This is a genomic window from Streptomyces sp. NPDC001902 (genome assembly GCF_042891295.1).
GTDB lineage: Bacteria > Actinomycetota > Actinomycetes > Streptomycetales > Streptomycetaceae > Actinacidiphila.
Window position 1 is genome coordinate 322,944 of sequence record NZ_JBIATA010000001.1, and the last position, 17,509, is coordinate 340,452.

13 protein-coding genes are annotated in these 17,509 nt (G+C 72.0%); 5 read left to right on the plus strand and 8 right to left on the minus strand.

The features are described 5' to 3' along the window. Positions 1-30 precede the first annotated feature (30 nt). The 4 genes from ACFYYN_RS01545 to ACFYYN_RS01560 all read right to left on the minus strand — a co-directional run bounded on the left by ACFYYN_RS01545 (position 31) and on the right by ACFYYN_RS01560 (position 5,679). A complete protein-coding gene (locus tag ACFYYN_RS01545; RefSeq protein ID WP_500322537.1) occupies positions 31-894 on the minus strand; it encodes a Yip1 family protein in 864 nt (287 codons plus the stop codon). A gap of 141 nt (positions 895-1,035) precedes the next feature. Further along, a complete protein-coding gene (locus tag ACFYYN_RS01550) occupies positions 1,036-2,472 on the minus strand; it encodes an FG-GAP-like repeat-containing protein (RefSeq protein ID WP_500544288.1) in 1,437 nt (478 codons plus the stop codon). Positions 2,473-2,536: 64 nt separating this feature from the next. Continuing rightward, the gene (locus ACFYYN_RS01555; RefSeq protein WP_500544289.1) at positions 2,537-4,003 is read right to left on the minus strand and encodes an FG-GAP and VCBS repeat-containing protein; all 1,467 of its coding nucleotides are present in this window, start codon (positions 4,001-4,003) and stop codon (positions 2,537-2,539) included. 194 nt (positions 4,004-4,197) lie between these two features. Beyond that, a complete protein-coding gene (locus ACFYYN_RS01560; RefSeq protein WP_500544290.1) occupies positions 4,198-5,679 on the minus strand; it encodes an FG-GAP-like repeat-containing protein in 1,482 nt (493 codons plus the stop codon). Positions 5,680-5,951: 272 nt separating this feature from the next. On the opposite strand from ACFYYN_RS01560, the gene ACFYYN_RS01565 reads away from it, so the two are divergent. Then, the gene (locus tag ACFYYN_RS01565; protein WP_500544291.1) at positions 5,952-6,677 is read left to right on the plus strand and encodes a thioredoxin domain-containing protein; all 726 of its coding nucleotides are present in this window, start codon (positions 5,952-5,954) and stop codon (positions 6,675-6,677) included. Between the two features lie 109 nt (positions 6,678-6,786). Here ACFYYN_RS01565 and ACFYYN_RS01570 read toward each other — a convergent pair whose 3' ends face one another. Then, positions 6,787-9,054: a (Fe-S)-binding protein gene (locus ACFYYN_RS01570; protein WP_500544292.1), complete on the minus strand. Its 2,268-nt coding sequence runs from the start codon at positions 9,052-9,054 to the stop codon at positions 6,787-6,789. Positions 9,055-9,378: 324 nt separating this feature from the next. Between ACFYYN_RS01570 and dnaK the strand changes: the two genes are divergently transcribed. From dnaK to ACFYYN_RS01590, 4 genes are read left to right on the plus strand one after another with little or no spacing between them, the layout of a single operon-like run. Next, entirely contained in the window at positions 9,379-11,220 is a 1,842-nt protein-coding gene (dnaK, locus tag ACFYYN_RS01575) for a molecular chaperone DnaK (protein WP_500322545.1), read from the plus strand. Next, on the plus strand, positions 11,217-11,888 hold the full coding sequence (grpE, locus tag ACFYYN_RS01580) for a nucleotide exchange factor GrpE (protein WP_499512673.1): 672 nt from the start codon (positions 11,217-11,219) through the stop codon (positions 11,886-11,888). The genes dnaK and grpE overlap by 4 nt, the downstream gene beginning before the upstream one ends. Positions 11,889-11,921: 33 nt before the next feature. After that, a complete protein-coding gene (gene dnaJ, locus ACFYYN_RS01585; protein ID WP_499512672.1) occupies positions 11,922-13,100 on the plus strand; it encodes a molecular chaperone DnaJ in 1,179 nt (392 codons plus the stop codon). A 4-nt stretch (positions 13,101-13,104) separates the two neighbouring features. Beyond that, a complete protein-coding gene (locus tag ACFYYN_RS01590; RefSeq protein ID WP_361789985.1) occupies positions 13,105-13,569 on the plus strand; it encodes a heat shock protein transcriptional repressor HspR in 465 nt (154 codons plus the stop codon). A 28-nt stretch (positions 13,570-13,597) separates the two neighbouring features. On the opposite strand, the gene ACFYYN_RS01595 is transcribed toward ACFYYN_RS01590, so the two are convergent. The 3 genes from ACFYYN_RS01595 to ACFYYN_RS01605 all read right to left on the minus strand — a co-directional run bounded on the left by ACFYYN_RS01595 (position 13,598) and on the right by ACFYYN_RS01605 (position 17,383). After that, positions 13,598-14,140 (minus strand): PIN domain-containing protein, encoded by a 543-nt coding sequence (locus ACFYYN_RS01595; protein WP_500544293.1) that lies wholly within the window; start codon positions 14,138-14,140, stop codon positions 13,598-13,600. Continuing rightward, positions 14,137-15,294 carry an ImmA/IrrE family metallo-endopeptidase gene (locus ACFYYN_RS01600; RefSeq protein ID WP_500544294.1) on the minus strand — a complete coding sequence of 386 codons (1,158 nt, stop codon included), beginning with the start codon at positions 15,292-15,294 and terminating at the stop codon, positions 14,137-14,139. Before ACFYYN_RS01600 ends, ACFYYN_RS01595 begins: the two co-directional genes overlap by 4 nt. 67 nt (positions 15,295-15,361) lie before the next feature. After that, on the minus strand, positions 15,362-17,383 hold the full coding sequence (locus ACFYYN_RS01605; protein ID WP_500544295.1) for a PA14 domain-containing protein: 2,022 nt from the start codon (positions 17,381-17,383) through the stop codon (positions 15,362-15,364). Between the last annotated feature and the right edge of the window lie 126 nt (positions 17,384-17,509).

The window sequence follows — 17,509 nt, forward strand, 5'->3', positions numbered from 1 at the left end:
GGTTCCGCGTGCCGGGGTGGCGGGCGGACCTCAGATCACCGGGAGCTTGAAGAGCACCAGCAGCGCGATCAGCTGGATCGACGCCGCGCCCAGGGCCTTGGGCCACGGGAGGTCGTGGGACTTGGAGACCATGGAGGTCAGCAGGGCGGCGCAGCCGATCCAGGTGGCCCAGCCGAGGAACTGGACGAAGCTGTTGGCGCTGCCCAGGAAGACGGCGAAGACCAGGCGCGGGGCGTCGGTCAGCGAGGTGACGAGCATCGCCAGGCCGATGGTGGGCGCCCAGGCGCCGTCGCCGCCGAGCTGGCGGGCGAGGGCGTTGGTGACGGCGCCGAGCATCAGGCCGCAGAGGATGACGGCGATGGCCGTGCACACCACCCAGGGGACGCTGTTGGACAGGGTGGCGTCGAGCACGTCCTCGCGGGCGGTGTCGAAGCCGAAGACGGCGAGCAGCCCGTAGAGGAAGGTGACGATCAGGGCGGGGCCCCACACCTGGTAGTCGCGCATCTGCCAGAAGGTGGCGGACGGGCGCATGACGATCCCGCTCAGCAGCTGCTTCCAGCCGAGCCGGGGGCCGGCCGGGGGCGCCATGGTGTGGCCCGCGCGGTAGGTGGACACCTGGTCCGGGTGCTGCGGGGACTGCGCTTCGTAGGGGTCGTAGGCGTCGGGCGCGTCGCCGATGGAGAAGGCGCGGGTGTGCCCGGGGTTGTTGTCGTACGAGGGCGCCGGCGCCGCGGAGCCGCCGAAGTACTCGGGCTCACCCTCGGCGGCCGGTGTGAAGCCGTGGTGGGGCTGCTGCCCGCCCGGCGAGGTGTTCTGCTGCGGGTAGCCGCCGTACTGCTGATGCGGGTGCTGCACGTCCCCGTCCCGTCCGCGTCCGTTCCTGAATCCAGCCACGCCTCGAACGTACCCGTTCGCGGGGGCGGAGGGCGGTGCCCCCCGCCCCCGGAGGGGCATTGCTGCCAAGCTGTGACAGATTCCAGGCCCGTGCGGGCGGCCCGTGCGGGCGGCCGGGATCGGCCCCGGATCGGCCCCGGATCAGCCCAGGACGTCGCCCAGGTTGGGGGCGCCGCTGGTGGAGACGCCGAGGGAGGTGGGGCTGAAGGTGCCCACCGTGGAGGTGCTGATGCCGCCGGAGGTGCCGCGCAGCTGCCACAGGGCGCCGTTGCCCGTGTTCTTGCCGGGGGCGGCGACGGTGAGGTCGGCGTGCCGGTCGCCGTCGACGTCCTTGAGGAGGACGGTCCAGCCGAAGCGGTCGACGGCCTCACTGGAGCCGGGGACGCCGGGGGTGCCCTGGTTGAGCGAGAGCGCGCCCGAGGTCATGACCCCGCCCGGCGCTCCGCGCAGGACGAGGGCGGCGCCGGCCGCGGTGACCTTGCCGATCGTCTCGTCGCTGACGCCGACGACCAGGTCGGCGCGTCCGTCGCCGTCGACGTCGCCGGTGGCCACGGACTCCCCGAAGGCGTCCCCGTACTCGTCCTCGCCCGGTATCCCCGGAGTGGCCTGGGTGAGGGTCTGGGAGGGCTGTACGGAGACGCCCTCCGGGCCGCCGAGGTGGATGTGGACCGCGCCGCCGCCGAAGGCGTCGTTGATGTTGCCGGGGTCGCCGACGACGAGGTCGTCGCGGCCGTCGCCGTTGAGGTCGCCGGTGGCCACGGGCCGCCCGAAGGCGTCCCCGCCGGCCAGGGTGACGGGATGGCCGAGCCCGGAGGCTGCACCGCGGTAGGTGACCACGGTGGGCCGTGCGGTCGTGGTGCCGATGCCGTGGACGACGAGGTCGGCGACACGGTCCCCGTCCAGGTCCCCGGAGGTCAGGGTGATGGGCAGGTAGCCATCCTTCTTGAGCGGGACCTTCAGCGCGTAGCGGGCCGTGGCCGTGGATGCCTTGGAGAAGCCGCCCTTCAGGACCCAGACGTCGGTGCCCTTGCCGGACACCGCCAGGTCGGGCTTGCCGTCGCCGCTGAAGTCCGCGACGGCGAGCGACCACCCGAAGCGGTCGTGGGCCGTGGGCGCCGGGTCGGCGACCGTGGTGGCCCCGGACAGGCCGGAGCGGCTGCCCCAGACGACGGTCACGGAGCCTGCGTCGGTGTCGCTGCCGACGTCCTCCCCGGGGCTGCCGACGACGAGGTCGGCGTAACCGTCGCCGTTGAGGTCGCCGGATGCCACCGAGTCCCCGAAGGCGTCGCCCTTCTCGGCCGTGCCCGGGACGCCGGCGGAGTTCTGGGTGACGACGGTCCGGCGGCCGGCGGACAGGCCCTTGGCGGAGCCGTACACGACGACGACGGCCCCGGCGCCCGTGTGGCCGCCGACGTGGGCCTGGTCGGCGGCGGCGACGACGTCGCGGTAGCCGTCGCCGTTGAAGTCGTCGGAGTACCGGGCGGGGGCGGCGTACGCCTGGGGCGCGCCGGCGGTGAGGGGGACGAGACCGCCGGCGAGCAGGAGCGCGGCGGCCGCGGCGAGGCGGGGGTGGTTCATGAGTGGGGGTTCCTTCGCGCCGGGCGACCGCCTCCCGGGCGGGGAGGCGGCCGCCGGTGGTGGGTCAGTTGCCGAAGTTGGCGCCGAACAGGGGGCTTCCGGAGGTGGAGACGCCCACGGTGCTGGGGGCGATCGACAGCGCCCCGCTGGTGCTGATCTTGGTGCCGTCGGAACGCAGGGCGGTGACGGCGCCGTTGCCGCCGTTCTCGCCGTAGGTGGTGACGGTCAGGTCGGCCTTGCCGTCGCCGTTGACGTCGTCGAGGTGGAGCTCGCCGCCGAACTGGTCGTACTTCTCGTCCGAGCCCGGCACGCCCGCGGTGTTCTGCGTGAAGTACTGGTAGCCGGCCGTGGTGTTGAGCCCGGTCGGCGAGCCGTACAGGAGGGTGACCGAGCCGGCGTCGACGACCCCGTTCAGGTCCTCGCCCGCGGAACCGACGGCGAGGTCCTGGAAGCCGTCGCCGTTGACGTCGCCGAGGTGGAGCTCGCTGCCGAAGGCGTCGCCCTTCTCGGAGCCGCCGGGGATGTTGCCGCTGTCCTGGGTGATGGACGTGGCGGTGCCGGGGCCGGTGGCGGTGCCGTAGACGACCTTGACGGTGCCGCCCTTGACTGCGCCGGGGACGCTGGGCTCGCCGCCCGTGCCCGGGTCCCAGCTGACGCCGATGACGATGTCGCCGTGGCCGTCGCCGTTGACGTCGCCGATGCCGGTGATGACGCCGCCCTGGAGCTTGACGGCGCGCGAGGCGACGAGGCCGGAGGCGGAGCCGGGGAGGTAGTAGTTGGCGTTCCAGCCGTAGTCGCTGGTGGTCTCGTAGCCGTCGACGATCAGGTCGCTCATGCCGTCGCCGTTGACCTCGCCCGCGGTGAGGTTGAGCGGTCCGGTGTCGCCGCCGGACTGGATCGGGGGCTTGACCGTGTAGCGGCCGCCGGAGGTGCCGCTCTTGGTGATGCCGCCCTTGTAGACGTAGACGGTGCTGGCGGAGGAGCCGACCGCGAGGTCGTCCTTGCCGTCGCCGTCGAAGTCGGCGGCCGCGAGGGAGCGGCCCCAGCGGTCGTGGCTGCTGGGCGCGGGGTCGGCGAGGGTGGTGCCCCCGGTGAGGCCCTTGGAGGAGCCCCACAGGATGGTGACCATGCCGCCGTCGACGTCGCTGCCGAGGTCCTCGGAGGCGGCGGCGACGGCCAGGTCGCTGAAGCCGTCGCTGTTGAAGTCGCCGACGGCGGTCATCCAGCCGAAGCCGTCGCCCTTCTCGGCGCCGCCGGGGACGCCGGAGGTGTTCTGGCTGATGACGCTGCGCCGGGCGGCGGTGAGGCCGTTGGAGGAGCCGTAGAGGGCGACGACCTGGCCGGCGCCCTTCAGGCCGCTCACGTAGGCGTTGCCGGCGGAGAAGGCGACGTCGGCGTAGCCGTCGCCGTTGAAGTCCGCCTTGTGGCCGGTGCCGGTGGCGGAGGCGGGGCTCGCCGCGAGGGCGAGGAGGCCGCTGGTGAGCGCGGCGGCTGCGGTCGCCGCGAGGGCGACCCGGGTGCGCTTGTGCATGCGGGTGTACTCCTGTGCATGCGGGGATGCCCGTGGGCATCCGCAGTCTGTGGAGGGGCCACCGCGCCCGTTCACCCGGTGTTCAGCCGGATGGCGGACGCGGTTGGCACAACTCAGACCCGCGACCACCCCAAACAGTTGCGTGAGAGGCGTAAATTTTTTCGAGTGACCTGTGGGGCGTCCGCGCACCGGCTTCAGGAGCAGAGCGTCGCCCCGAAGGCCAGGCCGCCGGTCGGCCGGGGCAGCCCGAGAGCGGCCGCGGTGAAGGTGGCCGAACCGGTGGCGGTGATGCCGGAGGCGGTGCCGCGGAAGGTCCACACGCGGCCGCTGCCCGCGTCCTCGCCGGGGGCGGCGACGGAGAGGTCGGCGCGGCCGTCGCGGTTCAGGTCGCGCAGCAGGAGCCCGCATCCGGAGGTGCCGCCGAAACCGTCGCCGCGCTCGTTGCCCCCGGGCACGCCCGCCGAGTCCTGGTGGAGGGCCCGGGCCCCGGTGGCGGTCAGGCCGGAGGGGGAGCCGGGCAGGACGGTCACGCTGCCCGCGTCGGCCACCGTGCCGACGTCCTCGCCAGGCACGCCGACCGCGAGGTCCGCGCGGCCGTCACCGGTGAGGTCCGCCGCCGCCAGGGCCGCCCCGAAGCGGTCGCCGGCCTCGTCGCTGCCGGGTACGCCCACCGTGTCCTGGGCGAGGTCCACCGGGGGCCGCGTGGCGGCCGGGCCCTGGGCGCTGCCGTACAGGACGCGGACGATGCCGCCGGCACGGGTGGGCAGCGGGTGCTCGGGCACCCACGGCTCCTCGGTGTCGTGGATGCCGAAGCCCGCGCCGCCGACGGCGACGTCCGCGCGGCCGTCCCCGTCGAAGTCGCCGACCGCCAGGGCCTCGCCCGTGGTCTCGCCGTACCAGGACGGCGCCCGGACGAGGCCGGCCGCGGTGCCGCGCAGATAGGCGGTGCCGCCGCCGTCGAGGCCGTTGTACGCCACGGCCGCGTCCGTCCTGCCGTCGCCGTCGATGTCGCCGACCGCGAGGCGGATGCGCCCGACGAAGTGCGGGATGCCGTCGTCGGTGACGGTGGTGAGGGCGGCCGGTGCCCGGCCGGGGGCGAACGGGCCGAGGGCGACGGAGAGGCCCCCGCTCTCGTCGCCCCGGTTGCCGGTGACGATGTCGAGCCGCCCGTCGCCGTTGACGTCCGCCGCGGCCAGGCCGGCGAAGCCCGTGCCCTTGTAGGCGCCCGAGCCGGGCAGGGACGTGCCGCGCGTGAAGCCGGAGGAGCCGCCCCACAGGATGGTGATGCGGCCGGTGTCCTCCAGGGCGGACGCGTTCTCGCCCGGTGCGACGACGATCAGGTCCGCGTACCCGTTCCCGTCGAGGTCGCCGCTGGCCAGGCGGGCCCCGAACCGGTCGCCGGTCTCGGAGGAACCGGGGATGCCCGCGGTGGACTGGCTCACGGTGCGGCGGGCGGAGGTGCGGGGGCCGGCGGCCGACCCGGGGACCACGGCGACGTACCCGGCGGCCGTCTTGCCGCCCGCGGTCCCTCCCGGCACGCCGATCGCCAGGTCGGGGTAGCCGTCGCCGTTGAAGTCGTACGGCTTGGCGGGCGTGGCGGCCCCGGCCGTCTGGGAGGGCAGGGCGAGGCAGGCTGCCGTCGCGGTGAGGGCGAGGGCGAGGACGCGAACGCGCACGGTGGCTCCCATCGGTGCGGAACAGGTGACTGTGTGACGGGCCGGGTGGACGAAAGGTTGTGTCCGGGTGCACTCGGGGCGAACACCCGCGCGGGGGGATGCCGGCGGACCGTTCGCGCGGTTGGGCATACGGGCCGGTGAAGCCCTACCGTTCGGGGCGGAACGGATCCGAAGGGACGGAAGTGCCGATGGTTGTCAGGGCCGTACGGAATGCCGCGCGCGGGACCGCGCGCACCTCAGCGCGTGCCGCGGTGGGCGCGGCGGTTGCGGGGTTGCTGACCCTCGCGGTGACGGGGTGCGGGCTGCTGACGACCGACTCCGGTTCGCCGGACGCGCCGGCCGCGGCGAGCTCCCCCGCCGCCTCGTCCGCCGTGGGCGGCGTGCCGGTGAAGCCGGACCCCGCGGTGCTGGCCGCCCTGCCGGCCCGTCTGGAGGCGGACGGGACGACGATCACGGTGGGCGACCCGGGGGCGCCGAAGACCGTCCACATCTACGAGGACCCGCGCTGCCCGATCTGCAAGGCGTTCGAGACGGCCGCCGGGCCGCAGTTGGCGGCGCTGGCGAAAGCCGGTGAGGTCAAACTGCAGTACACCCTGGCCTCGTTCCTGGACGAGAACCTCAAGGGCAGCGGCTCGAAGAAGGCCGCGGGCGCCCTGCGCGCGTCCGTCGAGGCGGGTACCGGGGCCTTCGCGACCTACCACGAGCTGCTCTACGCCAACCAGCCGCAGGAGCAGGTGGACGGGTTCACCGACGCGTACCTGCTGGAGCTCGCCGGCCGGGTGGAGGGGCTGCGCGGCGCGGCCTTCGACACGGCGGTGCGCAAGCAGTCGTACGGGGACTTCGTGACCGCCTCCGAGGAGGCCTTCGTCAAGAGCGGGGCCACGGGCACCCCGTACGTGAAGATCGACGGCACGGCGGTGTCCCAGGCCGACCTGCAGAAGCTGTTCGACCCCGCGTCCTTCGCCGCGCTGCTGCGGCAGTCCGGCATCGGCGGCTGAGCGCGCCGGGGGAGCGGGAAGAGCGCACGAACGCCGGTGGGCGCGTACGGGATCCGTACGCGCCCACCGGCGTTCCCAGGCCGGTCCGCGGACCGGCCTGCTCCACGTGCTACTTCGCGGGCTCCGGCTGCGGCTCGCTCGCCGTCTCCTGCTCGCCGTCGGGGTCGAGCGGGGTCCTGACCGAGTCCAGCAGCAGCTGGGAGACGTCGACGACCTGCAGCGACTCCTTGGCCTTGCCCTCGTTCTTCCTGCCGTTGACGGAGTCGGAGAGCATCACCAGGCAGAACGGGCAGGCGGTGGAGACGATGTCGGGGTTGAGGGACAGCGCCTCGTCCACGCGCTCGTTGTTGATGCGCTTGCCGATCCGCTCCTCCATCCACATGCGGGCGCCGCCGGCGCCGCAGCAGAAGCCGCGCTCCTTGTGGCGGTGCATCTCCTCGTTCCGCAGGCCCGGCACCTTGGCGATGATCTCGCGCGGCGGCGTGTAGACCTTGTTGTGGCGGCCCAGGTAGCAGGGGTCGTGGTAGGTGATGATGCCCTCGACCGGGGTGACGGGGACGAGCTTGCCCTCGTCGACCAGGTGCTGCAGCAGCTGGGTGTGGTGGATGACCTCGTACTCGCCGCCGAGCTGCGGGTACTCGTTCGCCAGGGTGTTGAAGCAGTGCGGGCAGGTGGCGACGATCTTCTTCTGCGCCTTCGGCTTCCTGGTCGACTCGTCCTCGTCGTCCTCGCCGAAGGCCATGTTCAGCATGGCGACGTTCTCGGCGCCGAGCTGCTGGAAGAGGAACTCGTTGCCCAGGCGGCGGGCGGAGTCACCGGTGCAGTTCTCCTCGCCGCCCATGATCGCGAACTTGACGCCCGCGATGTTCAGCAGCTCGGCGAAGGCCTTGGTGGTCTTCTTGGCTCGGTCCTCCAGGGAGCCGGCGCAGCCGACCCAGTACAGGTACTCCACCTCGGTGAGGTCCTCGATGTCCTCGCCCACGACGGGGACCTCGAAGTCGACCTCCTTGACCCAGGCGAGCCGCTGCTTCTTGGGCAGGCCCCAGGGGTTGCCCTTCTTCTCCAGGTTCTTGAGCATCGTGCCCGCCTCGGACGGGAACGAGGACTCGATCATGACCTGGTAGCGGCGCATGTCGACGATGTGGTCGATGTGCTCGATGTCCACCGGGCACTGCTCGACGCAGGCGCCGCAGGTGGTGCAGGACCACAGCACGTCCGGGTCGATGACGCCGTTCTCCTCGGCGGTGCCGATCAGCGGGCGCTCGGCCTCCGCGAGGGCCGCCGCGGGGACGTCCTTCAGCTGCTCCTCGGAGGCCTTCTCCTCGCCCTCCACGGTCTTGCCGCCGCCGGCGAGCAGGTACGGCGCCTTGGCGTGCGCGTGGTCGCGCAGCGACATGATCAGCAGCTTCGGGGAGAGCGGCTTGCCGGTGTTCCAGGCGGGGCACTGCGACTGGCAGCGGCCGCACTCGGTGCAGGTGGAGAAGTCGAGGATGCCCTTCCAGGAGAACTGCTCCACCTGGCTGACGCCGAAGACGTCGTCCTCGCCCGGGTCCTCGAAGTCGATCGGCTTGCCGCCGGAGGCCATGGGCAGCAGGGCGCCGAGCGCCACGGCGCCGTCGGCGTTCCGCTTGAACCAGATGTTCGGGAAGGCCAGGAAGCGGTGCCAGGCGACGCCCATGTCGGTCTTGAGGGCGACCGTGATCATCCAGATGAAGGAGGTCCCGATCTTGATCATCGCGGTCAGGTAGACCAGGTTCTGCAGCGTGCCGACGCTCAGCCCCTTGAAGGCCGCGACCAGCGGGTACGAGGCGAAGTAGGCGGCCTCGTAGCCGTGCACCTCCGCCAGGGCGCCCTCCAGGCCGCGCAGCGTCATGATCGCGAGGCCGATGATGAGGATGACGGACTCGACGAAGTAGGCCTGGCCGGTGTTGGAGCCCGCGAAGCGGGACTTGCGGCCCGCCCGGCCCGGCCGGGACAGCTGGCGGATCACGATGAGCGTGAGGATGCCGAGCGTGGTCATCAGGCCGATGAACTCGACGAACACCTCGTACGGCAGCCAGTGGCCGATGACCGGCAGCATCCAGTCGGCCTGGAAGAGCTGGCCGAAGGCGTTCACCAGGGTGAGCACGAGGGAGAAGAAGCCGACGGCGACGAACCAGTGGGCGACGCCGACGACGCCCCAGCGGTTCATCCGGGTGTGGCCGAGGAACTCCCGGACCACCGTGACGGTGCGTGCGCGCCAGTCGTCCGTACGGGTGTCCGCGGGGACGTCCTGGCCCAGTCGTACGAACCGGTAGATCTGGGCGATGGCGCGGCTGAACAGCGCAACGCCGACCACGGCGAGTACCAGCGACACGATGATCGCGGCGAGTTGCATGAGGGGGCTCCTCGGACCTGCGAGAGCGGAGGCTCGGGGCTGATGCCCGGCTGCCTACTAAGCAGTAACTTATTCGGTTCTCCTGAGACTACCCAGTATCGGCGCACGTGCGCAGCCGTGCCGCCGGTGATCTGTGTCGCTGAGGCGTGCCTTCCCTTGACGCCGGGGCGGTCCGGCGGCCGCGCGGTCGCTGCTCGTGGCCGTCCGTGCGCGGAGGGCTGGCCCATAAGTTGAGTCGCCACGACTCAGGTCTGTTGACAGGGTGAGAGCTGTGAGGCACCCTTGAGCCAGTTCCACTCAAGTAGGCAGCTGGAGGATTCCACCATGGCACGTGCGGTCGGCATCGACCTGGGCACGACTAACTCCGTCGTCAGCGTTCTCGAAGGCGGCGAGCCCACCGTCATCACCAACGCCGAGGGTGCCAGGACCACGCCGTCCGTCGTCGCCTTCGCCAAGAACGGCGAGGTGCTCGTCGGCGAGGTCGCCAAGCGCCAGGCCGTGACCAACGTCGACAGGACCGTCCGGTCGGTCAAGCGCCACATGGGCACCGACTGGAAGATCAACCTGGACGGCAAGGACTTCAACCCGCAGCAGATGAGCGCCTTCATCCTGCAGAAGCTGAAGCGGGACGCGGAGGCCTACCTCGGCGAGAAGGTCACCGACGCGGTCATCACGGTCCCGGCGTACTTCAACGACTCCGAGCGCCAGGCGACCAAGGAGGCCGGCGAGATCGCGGGCCTGAACGTCCTGCGCATCGTCAACGAGCCCACGGCCGCCGCCCTGGCGTACGGCCTGGACAAGGACGACCAGACCATCCTCGTCTTCGACCTCGGTGGCGGCACCTTCGACGTCTCGCTGCTGGAGATCGGCGACGGCGTCGTCGAGGTGAAGGCCACCAACGGCGACAACCACCTCGGTGGTGACGACTGGGACCAGCGCATCGTCGACTACCTGGTGAAGCAGTTCGCCTCGGGTCACGGCGTGGACCTGTCCAAGGACAAGATGGCGCTGCAGCGTCTGCGCGAGGCCGCCGAGAAGGCGAAGATCGAGCTGTCCTCGTCCACCGAGACCTCGATCAACCTGCCCTACATCACGGCCTCCGCCGAGGGCCCGCTGCACCTGGACGAGAAGCTCACCCGCGCCCAGTTCCAGCAGCTGTCCCAGGACCTGCTGGAGCGCTGCAAGATCCCGTTCCACAACGTGATCAAGGACGCGGGCATCCAGCTCTCCGAGATCGACCACGTCGTCCTCGTCGGCGGCTCGACCCGCATGCCCGCCGTCGCCGAGCTCGTCAAGGAGCTGACCGGCGGTCAGGACGCCAACAAGGGTGTCAACCCGGACGAGGTCGTCGCCATCGGCGCCGCCCTCCAGGCCGGTGTCCTCAAGGGCGAGGTCAAGGACGTCCTGCTCCTCGACGTCACCCCGCTGTCCCTCGGCATCGAGACCAAGGGCGGCATCATGACCAAGCTGATCGAGCGCAACACCACGATCCCGACCAAGCGCTCGGAGATCTTCACCACGGCCGAGGACAACCAGCCGTCGGTGCAGATCCAGGTCTACCAGGGCGAGCGCGAGATCGCGGCGTACAACAAGAAGCTCGGCATGTTCGAGCTGACCGGTCTGCCGCCGGCCCCGCGCGGCATCCCGCAGATCGAGGTCGCCTTCGACATCGACGCCAACGGCATCATGCACGTCTCCGCCAAGGACCTCGGTACCGGCAAGGAGCAGCGCATGACCGTCACCGGTGGCTCCGCGCTGCCGAAGGACGACATCGACCGCATGATGCGCGAGGCCGAGCAGTACGCGGAGGAGGACCACAAGCGCCGCGAGTCCGCCGAGACCCGCAACCAGGCCGAGCAGCTGGTCTACCAGACCGAGAAGTTCCTCAAGGACAACGAGGACAAGGTCCCCGGTGACGTCAAGACCGAGGTCGAGGCCGCCGTCGCGGACCTGAAGGAGAAGCTGAAGGGCGAGGACTCCGCCGCCATCCGCGAGGCGACCGAGAAGGTCGCCGCCACCTCGCAGAAGCTGGGCCAGGCGCTGTACGCCAACGCCCAGGCCGAGGGCGGTGCGGCCGGTGCCGCGGGCGGTGCCCAGCCCCAGGCCGACGACGACGTCGTCGACGCAGAGATCGTCGACGAGGACAAGAAGGACGGTGCCGCGTGACGGAGGAGACCCCGGGCTTCGAGCAGGAGCCTGACGTCCCCTCTGCCGAGGCCGGTTCCACCTCGCCGGGGGACTCCCCCGGCGAGGCGGGGCCCGGCGCCGGGTCCGCCGACCAGGCGGGCCCGGCGGCCCCGGCCGGGGACGCGAACGCCAACGTCGCTCTGCAGGCGCAGCTGGACCAGGTGCGCACGGCGCTCGGTGAGCGCACGGCGGACCTCCAGCGGCTCCAGGCGGAGTACCAGAACTACCGCCGCCGGGTGGAGCGGGACCGGATCGCGGTCCGCGAGATCGCGATCGCGAACCTGCTGACCGAGCTGCTCCCGGTGCTCGACGACATCGGCCGCGCCCGGGACCACAAGGAGCTGGTCGGCGGGTTCAAGTCGGTCGGCGAGTCCCTGGAGACGGTCGTCGCCAAGATGGGGCTGCAGCAGTTCGGCAAGGAGGGCGAGCCCTTCGACCCGCTGGTGCACGAGGCCCTGATGCACAGTTACTCGCCGGACGTCACGCAGACGACCTGCGTGCAGATCCTGCAGCCCGGGTATCGCATCGGTGAACGCACCATCCGCCCCGCGCGGGTGGCCGTCGCCGAGCCCCAGCCGGGCTCGCAGGGCACGCAGAAGAACGACGACACGGCGGACGAGGAGAACGGTGGCCCCGAACAGGGCTGACGTGGGTAGCGCACGGAAGGAGGGACGCCGGGGATGAGCATCAGCAGGGACTTGTTCGAGAAGGATCTCTACAAGGTCCTCGGCGTCCCGAAGGACGCCACCGAGGCGGAGATCAAGAAGGCGTACCGGAAGCTCGCCCGCGAGTTCCATCCGGACGCCAACAAGGGCGACGCCAAGGCCGAGGAGCGCTTCAAGGAGATCTCCGAGGCCAACGACGTCCTGTCGGACCCCAAGCGCCGCAAGGAGTACGACGAGGGCCGCGCCCTCTTCGGCAACGGCGGCTTCCGCACTGGCCCGGCCGGCCCGGGCGGGTTCGGCTTCGACCTCGGTGACCTCTTCGGCGGCGGCCCCGGCGGCACCACCACCCAGGGCGGCGGTTTCGGCGGCGGCCTCGGGGACGTGTTCGGCGGTCTGTTCAACCGCGGCGCCGGTACGACCCGTACGCAGCCGCGGCGCGGCCAGGACATCGAGACCGAGGTGACGCTGAAGTTCACCGAGGCGGTGGACGGCGCCACCGTGCCGCTGAAGATGACCAGCCAGGCCCCCTGCAAGGCCTGCTCCGGCACCGGCGACAAGAACGGCACGCCCCGGGTGTGCCCGACCTGCGTCGGCACCGGCCAGGTCTCGCGCGGCGGCAGCGGCAGCTTCTCGCTCACCGACCCGTGCACGGACTGCAAGGGCCGCGGCCTGATCGCGCAGGACCCCTGCGAGGTCTGCAGCGGCAGCGGCCGGGCCCGTTCGGCGCGCACCATGCAGGTGCGCATCCCGGCGGGTGTCACCGACGGGCAGCGCATCCGGCTGCGCGGCAAGGGCGCGCCCGGCGAGCGCGGCGGCCCGGGCGGCGACCTGTACGTCACCGTGCACGTCGACGCGCACCCGGTGTTCGGACGCAAGGGCGACAACCTCACCGTCACCGTGCCCGTCACCTTCGTGGAGGCGGCGCTGGGCGGGGAGATCAAGGTGCCGACGCTCGGCGGTCCCGCCGTGACCCTCAAGCTGCCCCCCGGCACGCCCAACGGGCGTACGCTGCGGGCCCGCGGCAAGGGCGCGGTCCGCAAGGACGGCACCCGCGGGGACCTGCTGGTCACGATCGAGGTCGCGGTCCCGGCGACCACCGAGGGCAAGGCGCTGGACGCCCTGGAGGCCTACCGGGAGGCGACCGCGGACGACGACCCGCGGGCAGAGCTGTTCGATGCCGCGAAGGGAGTCTGAGCCGATGAACACGAGCGGCGGCATGCGTGGCGGTCGGGGCCGCAACCCGTACGAGCTGACCGACGAGTCCCCCGTCTACGTCATCTCGGTGGCGGCCCAGCTCTCCGGGCTGCACCCGCAGACCCTGCGCCAGTACGACCGCCTCGGCCTGGTCTCGCCCGACCGTACGGCCGGGCGAGGCCGCCGCTATTCGGCTCGTGACATCGAACTCCTGCGCGAGGTCCAGCGCCTCTCCCAGGACGAGGGCATCAACCTGGCCGGGATCAAGCGCATCATCGAACTGGAGAACCAGGTGGCGGCCCTGCAGTCGCGGGTCGCCGAGCTCTCCGCGGCCCTGGAGGGCGCGGCGGCCGCAATGCAGCAGCGTGAGGCCGCCGTCCACGCCTCGTACCGGCGTGACCTGGTGCCCTACCAGGACGTCCAGCAGACCTCCGCGCTGGTGGTGTGGCGGCCCAAGCGGCCGGAGTGACCGGCCGCCGCTCATGTGACGACCCGGCCTAGGCCAGCAGGTCCGCGGGGCCGCGCGAGACGCGGTGCAGATGGCGCCCCGAGGCGACCATCGCCTCCAGCAGCCGGTGGCCCTCCGCGGCGGGGATGAGCCCCCCGGCGCACGCCTCCCGTACGAGGTCGAAGGTCTCCTTGGTGGTGACGCCCCGCCGGCGCGCGAAGTCGCGGGCCGAGCGGTCGTCGGTGATCCAGACCGAGCCCCGGAACTCACGGCGCCGGGTGATCAGCACGCACGTCTCGGCCTCGCCGAGGTGCTTGGTCGGCAGGTGGGACGAGCCGCCGAAGACCGCCCGGCGCAGCCGGTCGACCTCCCGCAGTTCGGCGCCGTCGCTGATCTCCACGGGCTCGCCGAGCCACCCGGCCTCCGCCAGTCCGGCCAGCCGCGGCAGGAACCGCGCGGAACGGCCCGCCTCCCAGGCCACGGCCTGGGTCCAGCGGCCGCGGCCGTCCAGCACCTTCTCCAGCAGGAGCAGCCGGTCGACGGCCGCGAAGTTGCACAGGACGGTGTTGTCGGGGAACCACCACGTGGTCATGGCTGGAAGACCGGATCCCCTTCTTCCGCGTCCTGTTGCTCGATGCCGTTGCCCGGGGGCGGTTCGGGCGCGAGGAGGTCGTGCAGCCGCTCCACGTCGGTGCCCAGCAGCGCGGCCAGCGGACGCAGGGTCGTCTCCCCCGCCAGGTAGGCCTTGTACAACTCCGAGGCGACACGGGGCGGGAAGCGCTCCGCCGAGGCCCGCGAGGCCTGCTTCTGGTAGTCGTCGCCGGCGCCCGCGAGCAGGTGGCAGGCCTCCGTGGTGAGGGCGCGCAGCTGTTTGCGGCGTGCCGCGTCGATGAGTCCCAGCTGGTGCAGCCTGGCCGCCAGCGCGCTCGGCGACACCCGGAAGCGCACGACGAGCCGCTCGAAGCCGGCGTCCGAGAGCCCGCCCTCCGCCGTCGCGGCCTGCGTCAACTCCCGTGTGGGCATCAGCAGATGCGACGCGAAGACGTTGGCCCTGACCTCGGCCAGGTCCTTCTGCCGGCCGGGGGCGACCCGGGACTCCACGACCACGCTCCGCGCGTCCCTGGCGAGGATGTGGCAGAGCTCGTGGGCCAGGGTGAAGCGCTGCCGCGTCCACAGGTCGGTGGGCGCGAGGAGGACGAGGCGGAAGGAGTCGGCCTGCCACGCCAGGCCGTCCACACCCTGGGGAAGCCCGGTGATGGCGACGTCCACCCCGAAGCGGTCCTCCATCGCCGCGATCAGCTCGTCCGTGCCCGTCCCCGCGGCCGGCAGCAGCTCCAGCACCTCGGTCGCCAGCCGCTCGCCCTGCGCCGCGTACCGCTCCGGCGCCGGGTCGACCTCGGGCACGGCGGGCAACTCCTTTGTGCGGCCCAGCAGCTCCAGCACCTCGAAGGCGTCGGCGAACCGCGCCGCGACCTCCTGCGCCCCCACCGGGTCGGCGGTGGTGTCGCCCCGCGTACGGGCCGCGAGCGCGGGGCGCAGCGGCTCGTTGCCGGTCAGCAGCCAGTCCACGCTCGTGCCGCCCGCCTCCGCGATCAGCGCCAGGTCGAGCGAGGTGAAACGGCGGACCCCGCTCAGCGACTTCGACAGCTTGTCGGGCGTGAGCCCGACCGACCGGGCGAAGGCGGCCTGGGTCATCGCCGCCGCGTCCATCACGGTGCGTACGCGCTCGATGACATACGGGTCCATGCGTACAGAATAAGGCGGGCCTTGCGATAATCGCAAGGCCCGCCCTTTTCCTGCTTGTCCTAGGAATTCATGGCGTCCGGATCGCGTAGCCCCCGCCGGGCAGCGACTCCGTTCCGTCCGCGTACACGGCGCGCACCCAGTAGAAGTGGGTGGTGCCGCGGGCGGCGGTGGTGTCGGTCCAGGCGGTGGCGGTGACCGGCTCCGAGGTGAGGCTCTCGTAGCGGCCGGTGTCGCGGTCCCAGCGGTAGACGAGGTAACCGACGGCGTCGGCCACGTCCTCCCATCCCAGCCGCACGCCGTCGCCGACGCCGGCGGCGGTCAAGCGGACCGGGGAGCCCTCGGGGGTCTCCACGGACGGGGTGAGGTCGAGCTCCGTGAACTCCACCACGTTGGCGTCGTGGTCCCGGAGGAAGAAGGAGTTGCCCGAGATGTCCTGGGCGTCGACGAAGTAGCAGCCCTTCTCGCCGTCGGGCAGTCGCTCGGCGAGGTACTCGGTGGTGCCCGGGCTCAGCCACTCGACCGCGTGGACGTCGTAGCAGACCCGCTCCTCCTCGTCCTCGTACAGCTCACCGCGGTAGACCGCGTAACGGGCCAGGTCCGGTTCGGTGTTGGGGTCCCAGTGCAGGCGCACCCCGTACTCGGTCGGCACGACGGTCAGGCCGGTGACCTTGGCCGGGGGCTCCTCGTCGCCGGGGAGGGTGACAGCGGCCTCGCCGGAGAGGGGTGACTCGAGCCCGTCGGCGGTCTGGGTGACGGCGTAGTGGTACGTCACGCCGCGCCGCAGGGATTCCTTGTCGGTGCAGCTGAACCGGGCGGTGACCCCGCCGAGTTCGCCCTCCCCGCTGATGGCGCAGTCCAGGGCGGTCGCGGTGGACGGGTCCACCGGCGAGGTGGTCGAGCGGTACACCGTGTACGACCCGACGGCCTGCTCCCTGGGCAGGCTCCAGGTCACCTTGATGCCGATGATGCTCTCGGAGGGGACCGCTGCCACGTCGCGGGGCGCGTCCGGCCGGATCGCCAGCGGGGCCGCGCTCGCGGCCGCCGACCTGCCGGAGAAGTTCGTGGCGGCGTCCATCGCGATGACCGTGTAGAAGTACTGCGTCCTGGTGGCGACCTTGGTGTCCGTGTACGACGGGGCGGCAACGGTGTCGAGGAGCGCCCACGGGCCGGCCGCCGACGTGCCCCGGTACACCTGGTACGCCGACGTGTCCGCGTTCGGGCTCCAGGTGAGCGCGTAGCCCCTGCCGTCGGCGGTCACCGCGGCCTTCAGGCCGGTCGGCGTGGCCGGGGCCTGTTCGTCGATCGACGTGACGGTGACCGCGGCCGACATCGCGGAGGCGTTGCCCGCCTTGTCGACCGAGGTGACCGCGTAGGAGTACTTCGCCCCCGTGGCGGCCGGCAGGTCGCGGTAGGACGGCGTGGTCACGAGCGCGCTGCCGCCGATCCGTGCCCAGGCGCCGGTGCCGGTGCGCCGGTAGACCCGGTAACCGGCCAGGTCCATCTCGGCGTTCCTGGTCCATGCGAGCGTGAAAGCGTGGCCGCTGGCCGGGGCCTTGAGGCCGGTGGGTGCCAGCGGCTTCGTCTTGTCCACCGACGCCGACGTGCGCGGCGCGTACGTGAACTTGACGTTGGCGCTGCCCTTGAAGGCGGCGAAGTCGACGCGGAGGGTGTGCCTGCCCTTGGGGACGGTGAGGTTGAGCGTCTTGCTCCGGGTGGTGGAGACGTCCTTCCAGAGGTCGATCTTGCGGGTGCCGTCGAGGTAGACGCGGATGCCGTCGCGGGCGGCGGCGGTGAACGTGAAGGGGCCGCCGGAGCCGAAGTCGCGGGTCAGGCTCCAGCGGACGCCGAAGTTGTCCTTCGGCAGGGTGACGCCGGCGGGATCGCCGGTGCCGTAGTTCTCGTTGATCGAGGTGTCGCAGGCGGTCTTCTTCGGGGTGCCCTTGAACGTGGTGTTCGCGTAGTACGACGCGACCCACACCCCGGTGGAGCAGGTGGTCGCCGCGTGGGCGGCGCCGACCGGCAGCGCGAGGCCCGCGGCGGTCGTTGTGAGCGCGAGCGCGGTGGCGCGGGCGCGTATGGATTTGGTCAAAGATCCCTCCCTGAGGAGTGAGATCCTGGCAGGCCCCGAACACCCGTGCCAAGTCGGTTCGGTTGCTCGTGATCAGGCCGTGCCGTCCCGGTCCCGCGTCCGCCGAAGGGGTGGCCTCCCGTGGCG

What these genes read in the sequence shown, in the direction of transcription:
- ACFYYN_RS01550 (WP_500544288.1), bottom strand. Translation starts at nt 2,472, where the DNA reads ATGAACCACCCCCGCCTCGCCGCGGCCGCCGCGCTCCTGCTCGCCGGC.
- ACFYYN_RS01555 (WP_500544289.1), bottom strand. Translation starts at nt 4,003, where the DNA reads ATGCACAAGCGCACCCGGGTCGCCCTCGCGGCGACCGCAGCCGCCGCG.
- ACFYYN_RS01570 (WP_500544292.1), bottom strand. Translation starts at nt 9,054, where the DNA reads ATGCAACTCGCCGCGATCATCGTGTCGCTGGTACTCGCCGTGGTCGGC.
- dnaK (WP_500322545.1), top strand. Translation starts at nt 9,379, where the DNA reads ATGGCACGTGCGGTCGGCATCGACCTGGGCACGACTAACTCCGTCGTC.
- dnaJ (WP_499512672.1), top strand. Translation starts at nt 11,922, where the DNA reads ATGAGCATCAGCAGGGACTTGTTCGAGAAGGATCTCTACAAGGTCCTC.
- ACFYYN_RS01590 (WP_361789985.1), top strand. Translation starts at nt 13,105, where the DNA reads ATGAACACGAGCGGCGGCATGCGTGGCGGTCGGGGCCGCAACCCGTAC.
- ACFYYN_RS01595 (WP_500544293.1), bottom strand. Translation starts at nt 14,140, where the DNA reads ATGACCACGTGGTGGTTCCCCGACAACACCGTCCTGTGCAACTTCGCG.
- ACFYYN_RS01600 (WP_500544294.1), bottom strand. Translation starts at nt 15,294, where the DNA reads ATGGACCCGTATGTCATCGAGCGCGTACGCACCGTGATGGACGCGGCG.